Source organism: Flexivirga sp., from assembly GCF_035551235.1.
Taxonomy (GTDB): domain Bacteria; phylum Actinomycetota; class Actinomycetes; order Actinomycetales; family Dermatophilaceae; genus Flexivirga.
The window spans coordinates 1-17,256 of the sequence record NZ_DASZNO010000008.1; the positions used below are offsets into that span (position 1 = coordinate 1).

Consider the following 17,256-nt stretch of genomic DNA (forward strand, 5'->3'; position numbering starts at 1 on the left):
GGCCCAAATCGCCTGTCCTCTCGGTCATCGCGTGTCCTCTCGGCGTTTTGGGTGTGGGTGCCATTGGTCATGGGTGGGAGTCATGCCTGGTGACACTGTGGACGGCGGGCGCGGTCGGGCACTGTCGGTGGCATGGAAGAAATCGCCCGATGCACCGGCGTCACGCGGACGTTCCGCGGCGCGATCGCCGTCGATTCCGTTGACCTGACTCTCGATCCGGGGGAGATCGTCGCTCTCCTCGGCCCGAACGGCGCAGGGAAATCGACACTGCTGGACATGTTGCTCGGCCTACGCGACCCGACCGCCGGCACGGTCCGCGTGTTCGGTATGCCGCCGACCGCTCGTCGCGCCCGTGCTCGCGTGGGCGCCATGCTGCAGGACACCACCGGACCTGTCGGGCTGACCGTGGCCGAGACCGTACGGCTGACGCAGCACCTCTACCCGGTGAACACCCCGATGGCCGAACTGCTCGCGCTGGTCGAACTCGCGGCCAAGGCCGACCGGCGGGTCGGAGAGCTGTCCGGCGGTGAGCGCGGGCGGCTCTCGCTCGCCCTCGCACTGGCCGGTGCTCCGGAGCTGCTGGTGCTGGACGAGCCGACCGCCGCGATGGACGTCGCGGGCCGACGCCGGCTGCTCCGGGCGATCCGTGAGCTGGCGGGGCAGAACCGCGCGATCGTGCTGGCCACGCACGACCTGCGGGAGGCGCAGGCGGTTGCCGACCGCGTCGTGGTCCTGCACCACGGCCGCAAGATCGCGGATGCTCCGACCCGTGACATCGTGCGCCGGGTCGATGTCAGCACGGTCCGATTCACCACGGGCGCATCGATGGACTGGATCGCGAGCGTCCCTGGTGTTACACAGGTTTCGAGACTTCACGATGACCGCTTTGAGCTGCTCGCGACCGACGTCGAGGGCCTCCTTCGGACCCTCTTCACGGCCGGTCACCACCTCACCGAGCTCACCGTCGCGGACGCCGATCTCGAGTCGGCCTTCGTCGCGCTCACCCGGGAGGATGCCGCATGAGTGAGGTCACCGCGGTTGCCAAGCGCACCGTTGAATCCGCACGTATGCCGCTCGGCTTCGCCGCCGCGTTCGCAATCTTCCGAGCCGAGTGGCGCGGTGGCTGGCGCAGCGGCTGGTTCATCGCGCTCGTGACCATGCCGATGCTGCTCTTCGTGCTCTTCGGCACGACGCTGCACGGAGACCTGGACGGCGGTCTGGCAGTGGCAGCCATGCTGATGGCGTCGTTCACCTGTTTCGGCGTCGTCAATCTGTCGATCTTCGCCGTCGGGGTCGCCGCCGCGGAGCAGCGCGGGATGGGCTGGATCCGCAGGCTGCGTGCGTCCGCGATGCCACTGTGGTCCTTCTTCGGCGGCAAATTGATGCTCGGACTGGCAGCTGCCACAACGGTTTTGGCCGGAAACTCGATCATCGCTGGGATTGTCGGAGCCGGGGTGCCGATCATGCACCTGCTGCGCCTGTGGGTCGTCATACTCTTCGGCACGGTGTGTCTCGCACCGTTCGGGTTCGCGCTCGCCTACTGGGCGCGGCCCGGTGCGGCCGGCGTGATCGGCAACCTGATCTTCCTCCCGTTGTCCTACACGTCCGGATTCATGACACCGGTGGATGCGCTCCCCGGCCCGATCGCCGCGCTGTCGACATACCTGCCGACCTCGCACTGGGGCAACCTCGCGTGGGGCGCGATCGCGACGCCCGGTCAGGCCGCCGAGTTCGGTGTCCGCACCCCGGGCCGGCCGTTGCTCGACATCGCGGTCGTGCTGGTCTGGGCCGTGGCAGCATCCTTCGTGGCGGCCGTGGGATGGCGCCGCGATCGCAGCCGGGACCGCATCCGCGGCTGAGTCGGGCTGGGGTTCAGCGGCTTATCAGTCCTCCTGCGTTCGCAGCGGCCAGCAGTGCCGCGGCGACGTCCTGCTCGTCATCCGCCACCAGTCCGACGGTCACCCGGATGTGCGGCGCATGGCCAGTGCCGATCCGGAACGGCGATCCCGGTGCCGCGCCGATGCCCCCGGCGGCGAGACTCTGCAGCGCCGCGACCTCGTCGAGCACCGGCACCCAGATGTTGATGCCGTCGTCGCCGGTCACGCGCAGGCCGCCGTGTGCGAGCAGATCGATCATCCGTTGCCGGCGGCCCTCGTAACTGCGGCGCGCGTCGGTCACCTGGCTCTGGCTGCGGGTGCTGGTCAGGAACTCCAGCAGCAGGCGTTGCAACAGCCGGCTGCTCCATCCCTGACCGAGCTGGCGTCGGTGTTCGATCGGCTCGATGAGCCTGGCCGGGCCGCCGATGGCTGCCAGCCGCAGGTCGGGCCCGTAGGCCTTGGAGAAGCTGCGGATGTGCAGGACCCGGTCGGGCAGATGCGCTCCGATGCTGACCAGCTCGGTGGTGGCGATGCCGTCGAGCGAGTCGTCCTCGACGACCACGGCGTCGGTCGGAGCCAGTACGGCGGCCAGCTCGGCCGATCGCTGCGCGGCTGTCGTCACTCCCGTGGGGTTCTGGCCGCGCGGCTGCATCACGAAGAGCGCCGCGCCCTGCGTGAGCGCATCCGCGAGCGCATCGGGACGCGGCCCCTCCTCGTCCAGCTCGACCGGTATCGGCTGCAATCCGGCTGCATCCAAAAGGTCGAGAAACGGTGGGAATGCGGGGTTTTCGATGGCGACACGGGCGCCGTAACCGGTGAACTGGCGCAGCACCGAGTCCATGGCGTCGGTCGCACCGTCGGCGATCGTCAGGCGTTCGGGAGCGAACGGCCACGTCCGGCCGATCTGCTCCGCGAGTTCGGGGAGCACCGGGTCGTCCAGGTAGTGATGCGTCGCGGGGGCGTCGCCGAGGGCGCTGAGCGCCGGGCCGACTGCCGGTAGCAGGACGGGATCGGGAACGCCGGTCGACAGATCGAGGCTGAAGCTGACCGGGCTGCCCACGGCGCGGCGATAGCGGCTGTTTCCGGCGAGCCCGCCGCGCGGTTCGGCGATGAACGAGCCATGCCGTCCTTCGGTGCGGATGGTTCCCGCGCGGCGCAGGATCGCCCAGGCCGAGCTGACGGTGGTGGGGGACAACTGCAACGACTCGGCGACGGAGCGGATCGGAGGCAGCCGGACCCCGGGCTCCCAGGCGCCGGCCGCCACGGCTCGTGCGACGGCATCGGCAAGCCCACGCGCCGTCGGGTCGGACAGGTGTGTCCTCAGGGCATCGATCACTTATGTGACACTACAGAGTATGTATTGTGTCGGCAAAGCCTGGCACGTAATGTGCGAGACATGGAACATGTGCAGCACTGGATCAACGGGCAGCTGACCGCCGGCACGCCGACCGCGACGGCTCCCATTCACAATCCCGCCACGGGCGAGCAGAGCGCCGAGCTGGCGCTCGCGTCGACGGCCGACGTCGACACCGTGGTGGCTTCGGCACGCGCCGCCGCCGACGCTTGGCGCAGCACCTCCCTCGCGGCCCGCACCAAGGTGCTCTTCGCCTTCCGGCAGCTGCTCTCCGAGCACGGCGACGAGCTCTCGGCGATCGTCACGTCCGAGCACGGCAAGGTTCTGTCCGACGCCGCGGGCGAAGTCGCGCGTGGCCTGGAGAACGTCGAATTCGCTTGTGGCATAGCGGATCTGCTCAAGGGCGACTTCACCGAGCAGGCATCGACCGGCGTCGACGTCTACTCGATCCGACAGCCGGTCGGAGTCGTCGCGGGCATCACGCCGTTCAACTTCCCGCTCATGGTGCCGCTCTGGATGTGCGCCAGTGCGATCGCCTGCGGCAACGCCTTCATCCTCAAGCCCAGTGAGAAGGACCCGTCGGTGTCGCTGCTGCTCGCGCGCCTCTGGAAGGAAGCGGGCCTGCCGGATGGTGTCTTCAGTGTGTTGCAGGGGGACAAGGTCGCCGTCGACGGTCTGCTGCAGCACCCCGACGTCGACGCGGTCAGCTTCGTCGGGTCGACGCCGATCGCCAAGTACATCTACGAGACCGGCACCAAGGCCGGCAAGCGGGTGCAGGCGCTCGGTGGCGCCAAGAACCACATGATGGTCCTGCCCGACGCGGATCTGGATGTCGCTGCGGATGCTGCGGTTTCGGCGGCATACGGCGCCGCCGGCGAACGCTGTATGGCGATCTCCGTCGTTGTCGCGGTCGGTGCGGTGGCCGACCCGCTGATCGATGCGATCAAGGAGCGGATCCCGTCGCTGCAGATCGGCCCCGGTGATCAGGACGGCACGGACATGGGTCCGCTGATCACCTCGCAGCACCGCGACAAGGTCGTCGACTACATCAATCGCGGTGAGCAGGAGGGTGCGAAGGTTGTTGTCGACGGGCGCGAGAACCAAAGCGAGACAGGCTATTTCCTCGGTTGCACACTGCTCGACGACGTGCGGCCGGACAACGTCGCCTACACCGATGAGATCTTCGGCCCGGTGCTCTCCGTCGTCCGCGTCGACACCTACGAGGAGGCACTGGCACTGATCAACGGCCACCCGTTCGCCAACGGCACGGCGATCTTCACCCGGGACGGGGGAGCGGCGCGTCGCTTCCAGTTCGACGTGCAGGTCGGCATGGTCGGCGTCAACGTGCCGATTCCGGTGCCGGTCGGCTACTACTCGTTCGGCGGGTGGAAGTCCTCGCTCTTCGGCGACACCCACATGTACGGCCCGGAGGGCATCAACTTCCACACCCGGCGCAAGGTGGTCACCAGTCGTTGGCCCGACCCGGGCAGCTCGAAGATCGACCTGGGCTTCCCCACCAATGGAGATCACTGACATGAGCAGCCACGACTCGGGCGCGAGCGCAGCCGCAGAACAGGTGCGTGCCGACGACCGCGCACACGTCTTCCACTCATGGAGTGCACAGGCGCATGTCGACGCGCTGCCGATCGCGGGCGGATCCGGTTCGTACTTCTGGGATTACGACGGAAACCGGTTCCTCGACTTCTCCTCCCAGCTGGTCAATCTGAACATCGGTCACGGCCACCCGAAGGTCGTGCGGGCCATCCAGGAGCAGGCCGCCAAGCTGGCCACGATCGCGCCCGCACTGGGCAGCGATGTGCGCGGCGAAGCGGCGCGGCTGATCGCCGAACGCGCCCCCGGCGACCTGGACCGGGTGTTCTTCACCAATGGCGGAGCCGACGCCAACGAGCACGCCATACGAATGGCGCGCCTGCAGACCGGCCGGCCGACGGTCCTGTCGGCATACCGCAGCTATCACGGCGCGACGGGCGGCGCGATCGCGCTGACCGGCGACCCACGGCGCTGGGCGAACGAAGCCACCGGTCAGTCGGTGGCGCACTTCTTCGGTCCCTATGCCTATCGGTCGGCCTTCCACTCCGACTCCGAGGAGCAGGAGGCGGAGCGCGCGCTGCAGCATCTGCGCGACGTCGTGCAGTTGCAGGGTCCGAGCACGATCGCCGCGATCATCCAGGAGTCCGTGGTCGGCACCAACGGCATTCTCGTGCCACCGCCGGGCTACCTGGCCGGCGTCCGTGAGCTGTGCGACGAATACGGCATCCTGCTGATCGCCGACGAGGTGATGGCCGGATTCGGGCGCTGCGGTGAGTGGTTCGCCATCCAGCACTGGGATGTCGTGCCCGACCTGATCACCTTCGCCAAGGGCGTCAACTCCGGCTATGTCCCGCTCGGTGGCGTGATCCTCGGACCGGCCACCTATGACCGCTTCGCCGACCAGCCCTACCCGGGCGGGCTCACCTACTCCGGGCACCCGCTGGGCTGCGCGGCCGCCGTCGCGTCGATCAAGGCGTTCGAGGACGAGGGCATCCTGGAGAACGCCCGCAAGCTCGGCGAGACGGTGGTCGAGCCGCGACTGCAGGAGTTCAAGGAGAAGCACGCCAGCGTCGGCGACGTGCGCGGGCTCGGGATGTTCTGGGCGATCGAGCTCGTCAAGGACAAGGACACCCGCGAGCCGCTCGTGCCGTTCAACGCTGCGGGCGAGGCGGCCGCACCGATGGGTGCCTTCGCCGCGGCGTGCAAGAAGGAGGGCCTGTGGCCCTTCATCCACATGAACCGCACGCACGTTGTGCCGCCCTGCACCATCAGCGAGGACGAGCTGAGCGCCGGACTGGACATCATCGACAGTGCCCTCGAAGTCGCCGACCAGCACGCCACCGCATAACCGGTGACCTCGATCGACACGCGCCTCGCGCGCGCCAAACGTGCGCCCTTCTGGCTCGACACGCCGGCCCGGCCGCCCGCGCGGCCATCGCTCGAGGGCGACACTTCGTGTGAACTCGCAGTGGTGGGAGGCGGATTCAGCGGTCTGTGGACAGCTGTGCTCGCCAAGGAGGCCAACCCCGACCGCGACGTCCTCCTGCTGGAGGGCGGCCGGCTGGCGTGGGCTGCGTCGGGCCGCAACGGCGGCTTCTGCGCGGCGAGCCTCACCCACGGCTACGACAACGGCGTCAGCCGGTTCGGGGAGGAAGCGCAGGCCGAACTCGACCGGCTCGGTATGGCGAACCTCGACCAGATCGAGGAGACGGTCGCGCGTTACGGCATCGACTGCGACTTCGAACGCACCGGTGAGGTCGACGTCGCGACCGAGGCCTACCAGGTCGCAGGCGAGGCGCCGCCCGGCTCGGTGCTGCTGGACGGGCAGGCGGTCCGTGCCGAGCTGAACTCGCCGACGTTCCTCGGCGGTGTCTGGGACAAGCGCGGTGTCGCCATGCTGGACCCGGCCAAACTCGCCTGGGGCCTGGCCGACGTGGCCGAGCGTCTCGGCGTGCGCATCGTCGAGCAGTCACCGGTGCGTGAGCTGCGCAAGCACGGTGACTCGATCGGGTTGCGCACCGATCGTGGGTCGGTCCGCGCAGAGCGAGTTGCGTTGGCCACCAACGTTTTTCCGTCGTTGCTGCGGCGACTCCGACTCCATTGCGTCCCCGTCTACGACCACGTGCTGATGACCGAGCCGTTGTCGCAGGAGCAACTCGCCGCGATCGGCTGGCAGCACCGGCAGGGCTTCGGCGACAGCGGCAACCAGTTCCACTACTACCGGCTGACCGCGGACAACCGGATCCTCTGGGGCGGGTATGACGCGGTCTACCACTACGGCCGGCAGCTCAAGGCCGAGTATGACGATCGCCCCGAGACGTTCCGGAAGCTCGCCGAGCACTTCGACGCGACGTTCCCGCAGCTGGCCGGCATCGGCTTCAGCCATCGATGGGGCGGCGCGATCGACACCTGCACCCGCTTCTGTGCGTTCTTCGGCGCGGCATACGACCACCGGGTGGCATACGCACTCGGCTACACCGGCCTCGGCGTCGGAGCCAGCAGGTTCGGCGCGCAGGTCATGCTCGACCTGCTGGACGGCGCCGACACCGAACGCACCCGGACACCACTGGTCCGTAGCAAACCGCTGCCGTTCCCGCCGGAACCGTTGGCATTCATCGGGATCGAGGCAACCCGACGGTCGATGGCGCATGCCGACGAGCACGAGGGACGCCGCAATCTGTGGCTGCGTGGCCTGGACCGGGTCGGTCTCGGCTTCGACTCCTGACCGGCCACCGCGGCCCGAGATCCCCTGTGGACAACGTGAGCCACGGTTGTGCGCGCTGTGCTTGACTACCGACGCTTCGTTCACCACCAACAGGGGAGTAGTTGATGACCAAGCGTTTTCGCCTTGTCGCAGTAGGGGTCGGTGCGGCACTGGCACTCGGCGGGTGTGGATCCAGCGGATCCGGCGGCGAGTCCTCCAAGGGCCACAGCGCGTCCGCGTCGGTGTCCTCGACGCGCAGGAGTCCGGACGCGTCGATCACGCACGCCGAGGCGGCCTCGATCACCCGGGCCTACGAGAAGCAGAACAACATCGCGATCAGCAAGGCGTTGAACAAGCCGTATGACGCCAAGGCGTGGCAGACCGTCGACTCCGGCCCGATCCTGGCCGCGGATGCCTATGACACCCGAGCGGCGTCGCTGAAGAAGTCGAAGCAGCCGACGTCGGCCGGCCCGGAGAAGGCGCCACGGGTGCTGAGTGCTTTCGGGAGCCCTACCCACAGCTCGGACGGCCGGGAACCCTGGACCCTGGTGATCGCGCACCGCGACGGTTCGAAAGCGCCCGACGCATCGGTTGCCGGCGCCTTCGTCTACGTCAAGGGACCCACGGGATGGCGGATGGATGCGCAGATGGGCGGAGTGACTCTGAAGACGCTGCCGCACGAGGTGCAGACAACTCCATCCCTGACGGCAGCCCAACGCCAAGCGGCTGCCAATGCCGTGCCCGTTGTGGTGGACGCGGTGGCGACCGGCACCATGAGTCATGTTGCGAATCCGGCGCCGCTCAAAGCGTTTCGCACCGCGGTTCGGGCTGACGGCAGCAAGGGCTACCTGGTGGGCGCCGACTGCCGGCCGTGGGGGACGAAGGAGGGCACGGACGTAGCGACGGCGACGGTCGTCGGCACGGACGCACTGCGCCTGACCCGGGTCGGAGCGCAGACCCTTGCAGTGCTCAACCTGGACTGTCGACTCGATACCTATAGCCAGGACGGCGGACAGGTGCAGATACCGCGCGATGTTGCACGTGTCGAGGGCGACGACGGCAAGGCCAAGGACTCAGTGGTACGCCGGGCATCGCTGATGGTCCTGATGTCGATCCCGGACAAGGGAAAGCCCAAGATCATCGGGTCCGACGGGACATATCTCATCCCGACGAAGCACTGAGCCGGTCCATCTCACGACGCACGTTCGCCCGTGCCGCGGCTGTCCACGCGGTGCGGGCGAACCGCGTCCGGTAGACCTCCGGCCGCTCGACGAGTGCTGCGAGGATCTCGCTGCGACCCGTGGCGTATGCCGCGTCCGGCACGTGCGCGTATTCGGCACGGACCTGGGCGCAGTATTCGTCGAAGCGGGCCTCGAGTGCGGCCAGGATCGCCAGGTCGGCGTCGGTGAAGACGTCCGCGAGCGGGCCGGGCAGCTGGGTGCCGTGGTCGATCGTGAGCAGGATCAGCTCCTCGACGACCTGACGGTCGGCTCCGTCGAATTGCAAAGAGGCCAGCAGGTTTCGGGCCATCCGCGCGCTCTTGCGCTCGCTCTCCCCGGAGGGCGCCTGGACGTCATACACGGCGTCGTGCAGCCAGGCGGCGACGTGCGCCAGGAGTGTTTCGCGCGAGCCGAGACCGCTTCCCGGCCCGAGTTCGTCGATGGCAGAGAGCATCTCGGCCAGGTGCTGCTGTGTGTGATAGCTGCGGTGTGGCTCGCCCCAGCGACCCAGCAACTCGACACCCGCGCGATGAGCGACCGAGCCGTCGACCTCGGGTGACAGCACGGCCACGGCAGCGACCCAGCCGTCGAGCAACTCCGTGTCGGACATGCCTCAATCGTCGCGGTTGCCGAACCGGTCCGCCAACCGGGGATCGGACAACCACCACGGCTGATCGGCCTTCTGCTCGTTCGCCGGGCCGGCCTCGGGCTCCGCCGAGCCTTTCGCCGAGGTCGCACGGCCGACGTCCGCACGGTCCAGTTCCGCGTCCATCGCGCGCGCCTCGGCGGCGTCGCTGCGCAACCACTCGATGAAGACCGCTGCCAGCATCGGCACCCCGATGCTCTCCGCGACGGCGAGCAGAGCGCCCCCGGCATACTTCTGGTCCATCGTGTGGCTCAGCCCGCCGCGCAGCGCGTCGGCCGCGTGCGAGAAGCCCGGAAAGTTCGGGAACAGAATGGAATTCGCGGTCATGACGAGTATGCCGGGAAGCGCGTCGGCCACCCCGTCGAGGAACGCCAGGAAGGTGCGGACCGGGGGAGTCGCCCACGCGGGCAGCAGATCGTCGGCCAGCGTCGGCAGGACGAAGAGCAGTCCGACGATCAGCAGCTGCAGGATCAACACCGTGCCGATGAACTCGGAGCGGACCGCGTGCTCGCCATACGGCGTGAAGAAGATCGCCAGGATGCCGGCGATGTCCAGCAGGAAGCTGACCAGCGGAAAGGTCAGCATCCGCACAGGTCGTGCATGCACGACCCGCTCGACTCGGGTGTCCTCCGGGCCGAGGGCAGCACTCAGCAGGCGCAGCGGGTCACCGATCGCGAGCCCCATCGGCGTCACCGTGCCGATCACCGCGACCTGCGCGGCGAACATCCACAGGAACGTCTGGCGATAGACGCCGACGGCACCACAGGTCACGTAGAGCAGCGTGCCGACACCGAGCACGAGGTATGCCGCAACCCGCCACCACGGCCAGCGAACGCCACGTCGTCGTGCGGCGAGCAGCATCCATGAATAACCGCCGAGCAGGAGCAGAGCGAGCACCACGCCCACGAGGTCGAATCGCCAGGCGGTCAGCCAGCTCGATACGTCGAAGGGCTCAGGGGCCAGACCGGTCACCTGGGAATTGTCACCGGCCAACCACAACGTCAGCTGAAGACGCAGACTCCTTCGACTGGTCGGCGAGGTCGTCGTGCACGTACTTGCTGCCGCGCAGCAGGCTGGCGATCGCGGCGACGACCATCATCGCCGCGGCAGCGGTGAAGACGACGATCAGTCCGTCGTGGAAGGGACCGGACAGCAGGTGCGGGAAGAACTCCTTGCCGGTCAGCGTGGACGCGTTCGAGGCAGGGATATTGTCGAGCGTTCCGGTCGGACCCAGCAGGCTCTCGATCGGGTTGTAGCCGAGGAACGCCGCGAACATCGAGCCCACCGGCGGCAGTCCGGCGACCTGGTCCGCGACTCCGGCCGGGACGTGCTGCGCGAGGAGCCCGGAGCGCATGGCGTGGGGCAGGTTCTGCGCCAGGCCGGCGATCATCAGGGAGAAGAAGATGCCGATCGACAGCGACGTGCCGGAGTTGAAGAAGGTCGCGCGCATCCCGGACGCGGCGCCGCGCTGGTGTGCCGGGACGGAGTTCATGATCGCCGTGGTGTTCGGGGCGGAGAACATGCCGGAGCCGACGCCGTTGACGAAGAGCAGCGCGGCGAAGGCCCAATAGTTGAAATTGACCGGTATCAGCAGGAATCCGACGAAGGTGGCCGCAGTGATGAGCAGGCCGCCGCTGGCGAAGGCGCGAGCTCCGAAGCGGTCGGACAAGAACCCGCAGACCGGGCCGGCGATCAGGAACCCGATAGTCAGTGGGAGCAGGAAGATACCTGCCCACAGCGGCGTCGACTCGTAGCGGTAGCCGTGCAACGGCAGCCAGATGCCCTGCAACCAGATGATCAGCATGAACTGCATGCCACCGCGGCCGATGGACGCCAGCAGGCCCGCGAAGTTGCCGGCGCTGAAGGCCTTGATCTTGAACAGGCTCATGGAGAACATCGGGTCGGCGACCTTCGTCTCGATGATGCAGAACGCCACGAGCACAACGGCGCCGCCGATCAGGCCGGCCAGCACCCAGGGGCTGGTCCAGCCCATGGTGTGCCCGCCATACGGCTGGATGCCGTAGGTGATCGCGACCAGGATCGCGGTCACGCCGGCCGCGAAGGTGAGGTTGCCCGGTATGTCGAGCCGCCCCCGCCGCTTGGCGCCCAGCTCGTGCAGCGACTTGTACGCCCACACCGTGCCCACCACCCCGATCGGCACACTCACCCAGAAGATCGCCCGCCAGTGCCACTCGGAGAGGACGCCGCCGATGATCAGGCCCAGGAACGATCCGGCGATCGCGGAGACCTGGTTGATCCCCAGCGCCATACCGCGTTCGGTGGCGGAGAAGGCATCGGTGAGGATCGCGGTGGAGTTGGCCATCAGCATCGCGCCGCCGACGCCCTGCAGGATGCGGCCGACGATGATCCACATCGCACCGGTGCCGCCGTCGACCGGGTCGAGGGAGAGCAGCACCGACGCGACGGTGAAGACCACGAAGCCGAGGTTGTACATCTTGACCCGCCCGAACATGTCGCCGAGCCGGCCGAGCGCGACGACGAGCACCGCGGACACCACCAGGTAACCCATCAGGGTCCAGAGCAGGTAGCCGATGTTGCCCGCGCCCAGCGGGTCGAGGTGGATCCCGCGGAAGATCGCCGGCAGCGAGATGATCACGATCGAGGAGTTGATGGTCGCCATCAGCACGCCGAGGGTGGTGTTGGACAGGGCCACCCACTTGTAGCGCGGGTGATCCGCCTCGAAGCGGCGACGGGGGCCACGCTTGTGGGGTGTGCCCTGGTCAGGGGTGGGAGCTTCGGTCACGAGTGGTGCGATCTTTCCGTTTATTGGTTCGGTTCGTGCCGGCCGACGAACGTGGAAATCGTTAGCCGAGGTAACTAACAACATAGCACCGGTATGCAAGAACGTCCTGTGCCCGATCGCTGCATGGACGGTTGCCGGACGCGCCGGCCCCGGCCGTCTACCCTGGCGGCGTGACTACATCGCTTGCTGTCGCTGTCATCGGAGCCGCCGGACGGATGGGCGCCACCACCTGCGCCGCGATCGAGAACGCTCCGGATCTCACGCTCGTCGGCCGGTATGACGCAGGGGACGACCTCGGCGATCTCGGCGGTGCCCAGGTCGCGGTCGACTTCACCGTTCCCGATTCGTCCCCGGCCAACGTCGCCTACTGCGTGGAGCACGGCGTGCACGCCGTAGTGGGCACGACCGGGTGGACCGCTGAGCGGCTCGATGCGCTGAAAGCGAAGCTCGCAGAGCATGATTCGGTGGGAGTGCTGATCGCCCCCAACTTCGCGATCGGCGCCCTGCTGATGATGCGGTTCGCCCAGCAGGCGGCTCGTTTCTACGAGTCGGTCGAGATCGTGGAGACCCATCACCCCGGCAAGGTCGATGCACCGTCGGGCACTGCGGCGCGCACCGCCGAACTCATCGCGGCTGCTCGCCAGGATGCCGGCCTCGGGGCGGTCCCCGACGCGACCAGGACGGACCCCGACGGCGCCCGCGGCGCGGAGGTCAGCGGCATCCGCGTGCACGCGCAGCGACTGCCCGGCAGGGTCGCGCACCAGGAGGTGTCCTTCGGCGGCGAGGGGGAGGCGCTGACCGTGCGACACGACTCCTTCGATCGGGTCAGCTTCATGCCCGGCGTGCTGGCGGGTGTCCGCGCGGTCCCGGAGCACCCCGGCCTCACGGTCGGCCTGGAGCACTTCCTCGGCCTCGACTGAGCTCGGCGCACGTGGGCGCAGGAGGCGGTGTGGCGTGATTGTCTTGGAGGTATGGCGAATTCGACGCAGCCCGTGACCCTGACCGTCATACGCAACGATGCTGACAGCGGGCCCGGGCGGCTGCTCGACTGGAGCGAGGCAGCGGGTGTTGCAGTCGATCTCGTCAAGGCCGACGAGGGCGACGAAATCCCTGCTGGCGCAGCCGAATTGGATGGCGTCGTCATGCTCGGCGGAGGCTTCCTACCGGATGTCGATGACGAGAAGCCGTGGCTGCCCGCCGAACGTGCGCTCGTCCGGGACTGTCTCGACCGCGCTGTGCCGGTGCTCGGGATCTGCCTGGGCGCCCAACTGCTCGCCCACGTCGGCGGCGGTCGGGTGGAGGGCGACTTCGGGATGCCGGAGAAGGGCGTCACCGAACTGACGCCACAGCTGTCGGCTGCGGATGACGTTCTCTTCCAAGAGTTTTCAGCTCCGACGTTCGGGATCGAGAGTCACCGCGATCAGATCACCGAACTTCCCAGCGGCGCCCACCTGCTCATGTCGAGCGAACGATGCCGCAACCAGGCGTTCCGGCTCGGCGACACCGCGTGGGCGACCCAGTGGCATCCCGAGTCCAGCGCCGAACGCGTCGCGACGTGGAGTGACGACACATTGAGCGAACTCGGCTTCGACCCCGACGACGTCAAGCGGGTTGCCCAGCAGCACGAGGAGCAACTGGAGACGACGTGGCGCGCATTCTTCGGGCGATTCGTGGACGTCGTCCGACAGTCGGCCGCGGCCCGCGTTTCCTGACCCCGCCGGCGCTCAGGCGACGAGCTTGTCGCGCAGCGCAGCGATCCGCTCGTCGGACCAGCCGACCGTGCGCAGCCAGCCGGCCACCGATCCGTAGTCGGCGTCGATCGCCTCGAGCACCCGGGTGATCGTCTCCGGCCGGGAGTGGTGCGCGGTCATCGGGACGTCGCGCAGGTTGTCCGCATATCCAGGCAGACGCTCCAGCCGGCGGACGATCCGCTCGGTGCGCTCGGTGCTGGCGACATAGTCGGCGACGATCTCCGGGCGCGGTACGCCCGCCACGGACAGCGCCATGGCAACGACGGTGCCGGTCCGGTCCTTGCCCGCGGCGCAGTGCACGACGGTGGCACCGGGGCTGGTGGCGATGACATCGAGCGCGGCGGCGACCGAGTCGGGACGCCGGGCGAGGTAGCTCAGGTAGTGGCTGGCGCGCGCGTTGTCGTGCAGCTTCGGCTCGTCGTCGGTGTCGTGCCACGGCAGCACCAGGACATCGCGGGTGTCGATCTGCTTGTCGTCGGGGAAGAGCGAGTGATGGTGATGGACGACCGTCTCGATCTCGTGCAACGGTCCGGGCCCGGTGATCCGCAGCTCGACGTCACTGCGCAGGTCGACGACGTCGGTGAGGCCGTGCTGCTCGATCAGCAGGCGAATGTCCTCGGCGGTCAGGTCCTGCAGATTGTCAGAGCGCAGCAGCCGTCCGCGCTGCACCGTGCGACCGTCCGCGGTCGGCAGGCCTCCCACGTCGCGCATGTTCACGACACCCTCGAGGTCGATCCAGCGGGGCTGCGCAGAAGACTGGTTCGTCACCGCTCCACAGTACTTCGCACCCGTAGCTGTCATATTTCCGACTAACTGCACTACGACGTCAGCCGATGCCGGCCGCGCGCAGCAACGCCGTCGTGACAGCAGCCGCGACGACCACCGCGAGGAACGGAGCCCGCAGCAGCAAGCAGATCATCGCGACCGCCAGGCCGGCGGCTCGCGCGTCCAGGGTGATGGATCCGCTTCCGGCCGTGAAGGTCTGGACGGCGATGAGCGCTGACAACAGCGCGACCGGCAGGTAGTGCATGACCCGGTCGGTGAGCGGGTGGTCGAGGATCGCCTGTGGCACGACATACCCGGCGAACTTGGTGGCGAAGGAGATCACGCTGGCCAGCAGCACGGTCGTCCAGAGGTTCATCGGTTCAGATCTCCTCGGCCGTGGTGACGGTTCGGTCCGGCAGGAAGCCGGCGACAACGGCCACGAGGGCGGCGATCAGCACGGGTATGCCGGAGGCCGTGTGCGGGGCCACGATCAGCGCGACCGCACCGGCGGCGACGGCGACGATCTGGGCGCGACGGGTCTGCAGGCGCGACCAGACGAGCGCGCAGAACGCGGCGGGCGCGGCTGCGTCCAGGCCGTAGCGTGCCGGGTCGCCCATGGCGTTGCCGAGTGCGGCGCCGACCGCTGACATCAGGCCCCAGAGCACGAAGACCGACAGGCCGGTCCACCAGAAGCCGACGCGCGAGAGGGCGCGGTTCGGCTGGGTGATCGTCACTGCCGTGGATTCGTCGATCGTGAGGTGTGCGGCGGCCGCTCGCCGCCACCCGCTGACCTGCAACAGCTTGCTCACCTGCAGGCCGTAGAAGCCGTTGCGCAGGCCGAGGAGCGTCGACGTGCCCACTGCGCTCACGCCGGAGCCGCCGGCTCCGATCACGCCGACCAGTGCGAACTGCGAGCCACCGCTGAAGAGCAGCAGTGACAGCGCGACCGCCTGCCAGAAACTGAGCCCGGCAGCGACGGCGAGTGCGCCGTAACTGATGCCGTAGGCGCCGGTCGCGACACCAACCCAAATGCCTTTGCGGGCAACGGCTTTCGACGCGTCGTCCGCAGGAGTCGGTGGGTCGCTCGTCGTGCCCGCGGAGGTACCGGTCATGGGATTGCTGGGTCGTCCGGGTCGAGCAGCGACGCCGTCAGGCGCACCTCCCGCACGGTGCGGCCGTCAGCTGCGATCACCCGATCCCGCCACGCGCCGTCCGGCTCCAGGCCGGCGGCCGACACGAAGGCGCGGACCTGCTCGGCGTCGGCGAGCACCCACATCGTCACGTCCCGGAAGTCGCCGGCGCGCAGCGTGTCGACGGCGGCGTTCAGCAGCCGGGAGCCGTTGCCGGCGCCGCGTCGCTGCGGGGTGACACCGAAGGTGAAGATCTCACCGGTGCGCCCGGTGTCGTCTGCGCTGTCGGTGGGCTGCGGTGTCTCGGCCTCGGTCGCGGGCCCGATCGCGGCGAAGCCGACGACGGTGTCTCCCTCGGTCGCCACCAGCAATCGGTGCAACGGGGTGGGTGGGTTGCGCAGCGACTCGCGCCAGGCCGGCTCGAAGGCCGCCGGGGTGAACGCGTCCCGGACCTCGGCGTCGACCAGTGCGCCGTAGGCGTCGCGCCATACGGCAGCCTGCACGTGTGCGACCGCGGGCACGTCGTTCGGGCGGGCGGTGCGGACCCCTGCGTCACTGGTGGGGGAGTTCATCCGGTCAGCTTTTCATCCCCGGTGCGCGCCACTTCAGCGGGTGGTCGCGCGCCGTCCGAGCGGATCTGAGAAGCTGCACTCGTTGTGAGTCTGTTGAAGTCCTCCGGAGTGCGGCATCGCCGCCCGCAGTTCCATCCGCTGACCGTCGCCGGCATCCAGCGGCTGACCGACCGTGCCGTGGCGATCACCTTCGACATACCGGAGGAGCTGCGCGACACCTTCCGCTTCGAGCCGGGCCAGCACCTGACGCTGCGTGCCGAGATCGGCGGTGCGGACGTGCGCCGTTCCTATTCCATCTGTATGTCGCGTGCGCAGGCCGCCGCGACCCACCAGCTGCGGATCGCCTCCAACGAAGTCGACGGTGGCGCGATGTCGGTCTGGCTCAACCGGGACGTGGCGGTCGGAGATCGGATCGCGGTGCTCGCACCACTGGGCGACTTCATCTGCCCGACCGACGACACCGAGCGGGACATCGTCGCCGTCGCCGCCGGCTCCGGCATCACACCGGTGATCTCACTGGTCCGCACCCTCCTGGAGGAGGAGCCGGGCTCACAGGTCACACTGATCTTCGGCAATCGCACCCCGGCCAGCACGATGTTCCGGGACGAGCTGGAGTGGCTCGCCGAGAACTGCGCCGCCCGGTTCGACCTCATCGAGGTGTTCTCCCGCGACAACTCGACGTCGAGGGATCCACTGCTCACCGGCCGGATCGACGGCGCGAAGGTGCGGCAGATCCTGCGACGTTCCGGTGTCGCGGTGTCCGAGGTCGACCAGTGGTTCCTGTGCGGTCCGACCGGCCTGGTGGACGACGTGCGAGTAGCGGTCGTGGCCGATGGCGCCGACCCGGCGACCGTGCACCACGAGGAGTTCTTCCAGGACCCGGTGCTGCTCGACAGCGGAGTCAATCAGAAATAGGGCTGGT

The 17,256-nt window shown here is 68.5% G+C and carries 17 protein-coding genes; 9 read left to right on the top strand and 8 right to left on the bottom strand.

Going from position 1 to position 17,256, the window contains the following annotated elements; translation table 11 throughout:
- The first annotated feature begins 132 nt into the window (after window positions 1-132).
- Together VG502_RS01315 and VG502_RS01320 are read left to right on the top strand one after the other, a co-directional pair.
- A complete protein-coding gene (locus VG502_RS01315) occupies window positions 133-1,023 on the top strand; it encodes an ABC transporter ATP-binding protein (protein WP_325547965.1) in 891 nt (296 codons plus the stop codon).
- Window positions 1,020-1,859 (top strand): ABC transporter permease, encoded by an 840-nt coding sequence (locus VG502_RS01320; protein ID WP_325547967.1) that lies wholly within the window; start codon window positions 1,020-1,022, stop codon window positions 1,857-1,859. Before VG502_RS01315 ends, VG502_RS01320 begins: the two co-directional genes overlap by 4 nt.
- 13 nt (window positions 1,860-1,872) lie before the next feature.
- Here the strand turns inward: VG502_RS01320 and VG502_RS01325 are convergent, their stop codons facing one another.
- Window positions 1,873-3,213 (bottom strand): aminotransferase-like domain-containing protein, encoded by a 1,341-nt coding sequence (locus VG502_RS01325; protein ID WP_325547969.1) that lies wholly within the window; start codon window positions 3,211-3,213, stop codon window positions 1,873-1,875.
- Between the two features lie 60 nt (window positions 3,214-3,273).
- On the opposite strand from VG502_RS01325, the gene VG502_RS01330 reads away from it, so the two are divergent.
- From VG502_RS01330 to VG502_RS01345, 4 genes are all read left to right on the top strand, one after another.
- Window positions 3,274-4,764, top strand: a complete 1,491-nt coding sequence (locus tag VG502_RS01330; protein ID WP_325547970.1) for a CoA-acylating methylmalonate-semialdehyde dehydrogenase — start codon at window positions 3,274-3,276, stop codon at window positions 4,762-4,764.
- 1 nt (window position 4,765) lies between these two features.
- The gene (locus tag VG502_RS01335) at window positions 4,766-6,130 is read left to right on the top strand and encodes an aspartate aminotransferase family protein (protein ID WP_325547972.1); all 1,365 of its coding nucleotides are present in this window, start codon (window positions 4,766-4,768) and stop codon (window positions 6,128-6,130) included.
- Window positions 6,131-6,133: 3 nt separating this feature from the next.
- Window positions 6,134-7,507 (top strand): NAD(P)/FAD-dependent oxidoreductase, encoded by a 1,374-nt coding sequence (locus VG502_RS01340; protein WP_325547974.1) that lies wholly within the window; start codon window positions 6,134-6,136, stop codon window positions 7,505-7,507.
- 104 nt (window positions 7,508-7,611) lie between these two features.
- On the top strand, window positions 7,612-8,667 hold the full coding sequence (locus VG502_RS01345; protein ID WP_325547975.1) for a hypothetical protein: 1,056 nt from the start codon (window positions 7,612-7,614) through the stop codon (window positions 8,665-8,667).
- On the opposite strand, the gene VG502_RS01350 is transcribed toward VG502_RS01345, so the two are convergent.
- Genes VG502_RS01350 through VG502_RS01360 form a run of 3 tightly spaced genes read right to left on the bottom strand, consistent with a single transcriptional unit; the run spans window position 8,648 to window position 12,116 of the window.
- Entirely contained in the window at window positions 8,648-9,316 is a 669-nt protein-coding gene (locus VG502_RS01350; protein ID WP_325547977.1) for an HD domain-containing protein, read from the bottom strand. The two genes, VG502_RS01345 and VG502_RS01350, sit on opposite strands and share 20 nt — an antisense overlap.
- Before the next feature lie 3 nt (window positions 9,317-9,319).
- The gene (locus VG502_RS01355) at window positions 9,320-10,324 is read right to left on the bottom strand and encodes a cytochrome c oxidase assembly protein (protein ID WP_325547978.1); all 1,005 of its coding nucleotides are present in this window, start codon (window positions 10,322-10,324) and stop codon (window positions 9,320-9,322) included.
- A gap of 10 nt (window positions 10,325-10,334) precedes the next feature.
- Window positions 10,335-12,116, bottom strand: coding sequence for an MFS transporter (locus VG502_RS01360; protein WP_325547979.1), 1,782 nt, complete (start codon window positions 12,114-12,116; stop codon window positions 10,335-10,337).
- 170 nt (window positions 12,117-12,286) lie between these two features.
- Here VG502_RS01360 and dapB point away from each other — a divergent pair, with 170 nt between their 5' ends.
- Window positions 12,287-13,036: a 4-hydroxy-tetrahydrodipicolinate reductase gene (gene dapB / locus VG502_RS01365; protein ID WP_325547981.1), complete on the top strand. Its 750-nt coding sequence runs from the start codon at window positions 12,287-12,289 to the stop codon at window positions 13,034-13,036.
- A gap of 51 nt (window positions 13,037-13,087) precedes the next feature.
- Window positions 13,088-13,828 (top strand): type 1 glutamine amidotransferase, encoded by a 741-nt coding sequence (locus VG502_RS01370; protein WP_325547983.1) that lies wholly within the window; start codon window positions 13,088-13,090, stop codon window positions 13,826-13,828.
- A gap of 12 nt (window positions 13,829-13,840) precedes the next feature.
- Here VG502_RS01370 and VG502_RS01375 read toward each other — a convergent pair whose 3' ends face one another.
- Genes VG502_RS01375 through VG502_RS01390 form a run of 4 tightly spaced genes read right to left on the bottom strand, consistent with a single transcriptional unit; the run spans window position 13,841 to window position 16,334 of the window.
- Window positions 13,841-14,635, bottom strand: a complete 795-nt coding sequence (locus tag VG502_RS01375) for a tyrosine-protein phosphatase (protein WP_325547985.1) — start codon at window positions 14,633-14,635, stop codon at window positions 13,841-13,843.
- A gap of 58 nt (window positions 14,636-14,693) precedes the next feature.
- On the bottom strand, window positions 14,694-15,008 hold the full coding sequence (locus VG502_RS01380) for an AzlD domain-containing protein (RefSeq protein WP_325547987.1): 315 nt from the start codon (window positions 15,006-15,008) through the stop codon (window positions 14,694-14,696).
- A 4-nt stretch (window positions 15,009-15,012) separates the two neighbouring features.
- Complete coding sequence (locus VG502_RS01385) at window positions 15,013-15,744, bottom strand: AzlC family ABC transporter permease (protein WP_325547988.1); 732 nt, start codon at window positions 15,742-15,744, stop codon at window positions 15,013-15,015.
- Entirely contained in the window at window positions 15,741-16,334 is a 594-nt protein-coding gene (locus tag VG502_RS01390; RefSeq protein ID WP_325547990.1) for a GNAT family N-acetyltransferase, read from the bottom strand. Before VG502_RS01390 ends, VG502_RS01385 begins: the two co-directional genes overlap by 4 nt.
- 84 nt (window positions 16,335-16,418) lie before the next feature.
- Here VG502_RS01390 and VG502_RS01395 point away from each other — a divergent pair, with 84 nt between their 5' ends.
- Window positions 16,419-17,249 (top strand): FAD-binding oxidoreductase, encoded by an 831-nt coding sequence (locus tag VG502_RS01395; protein ID WP_325547992.1) that lies wholly within the window; start codon window positions 16,419-16,421, stop codon window positions 17,247-17,249.
- The last annotated feature ends 7 nt before the right edge of the window (window positions 17,250-17,256 follow it).

Bases quoted from the DNA above. Each gene is read 5' to 3' on its own strand.
- VG502_RS01385 (WP_325547988.1), bottom strand. From the start codon at position 15,744: ATGACCGGTACCTCCGCGGGCACGACGAGCGACCCACCGACTCCTGCG.
- VG502_RS01330 (WP_325547970.1), top strand. From the start codon at position 3,274: ATGGAACATGTGCAGCACTGGATCAACGGGCAGCTGACCGCCGGCACG.
- VG502_RS01315 (WP_325547965.1), top strand. From the start codon at position 133: ATGGAAGAAATCGCCCGATGCACCGGCGTCACGCGGACGTTCCGCGGC.
- VG502_RS01380 (WP_325547987.1), bottom strand. From the start codon at position 15,008: ATGAACCTCTGGACGACCGTGCTGCTGGCCAGCGTGATCTCCTTCGCC.
- VG502_RS01350 (WP_325547977.1), bottom strand. From the start codon at position 9,316: ATGTCCGACACGGAGTTGCTCGACGGCTGGGTCGCTGCCGTGGCCGTG.
- VG502_RS01345 (WP_325547975.1), top strand. From the start codon at position 7,612: ATGACCAAGCGTTTTCGCCTTGTCGCAGTAGGGGTCGGTGCGGCACTG.
- VG502_RS01390 (WP_325547990.1), bottom strand. From the start codon at position 16,334: ATGAACTCCCCCACCAGTGACGCAGGGGTCCGCACCGCCCGCCCGAAC.
- VG502_RS01335 (WP_325547972.1), top strand. From the start codon at position 4,766: ATGAGCAGCCACGACTCGGGCGCGAGCGCAGCCGCAGAACAGGTGCGT.
- VG502_RS01370 (WP_325547983.1), top strand. From the start codon at position 13,088: ATGGCGAATTCGACGCAGCCCGTGACCCTGACCGTCATACGCAACGAT.
- VG502_RS01320 (WP_325547967.1), top strand. From the start codon at position 1,020: ATGAGTGAGGTCACCGCGGTTGCCAAGCGCACCGTTGAATCCGCACGT.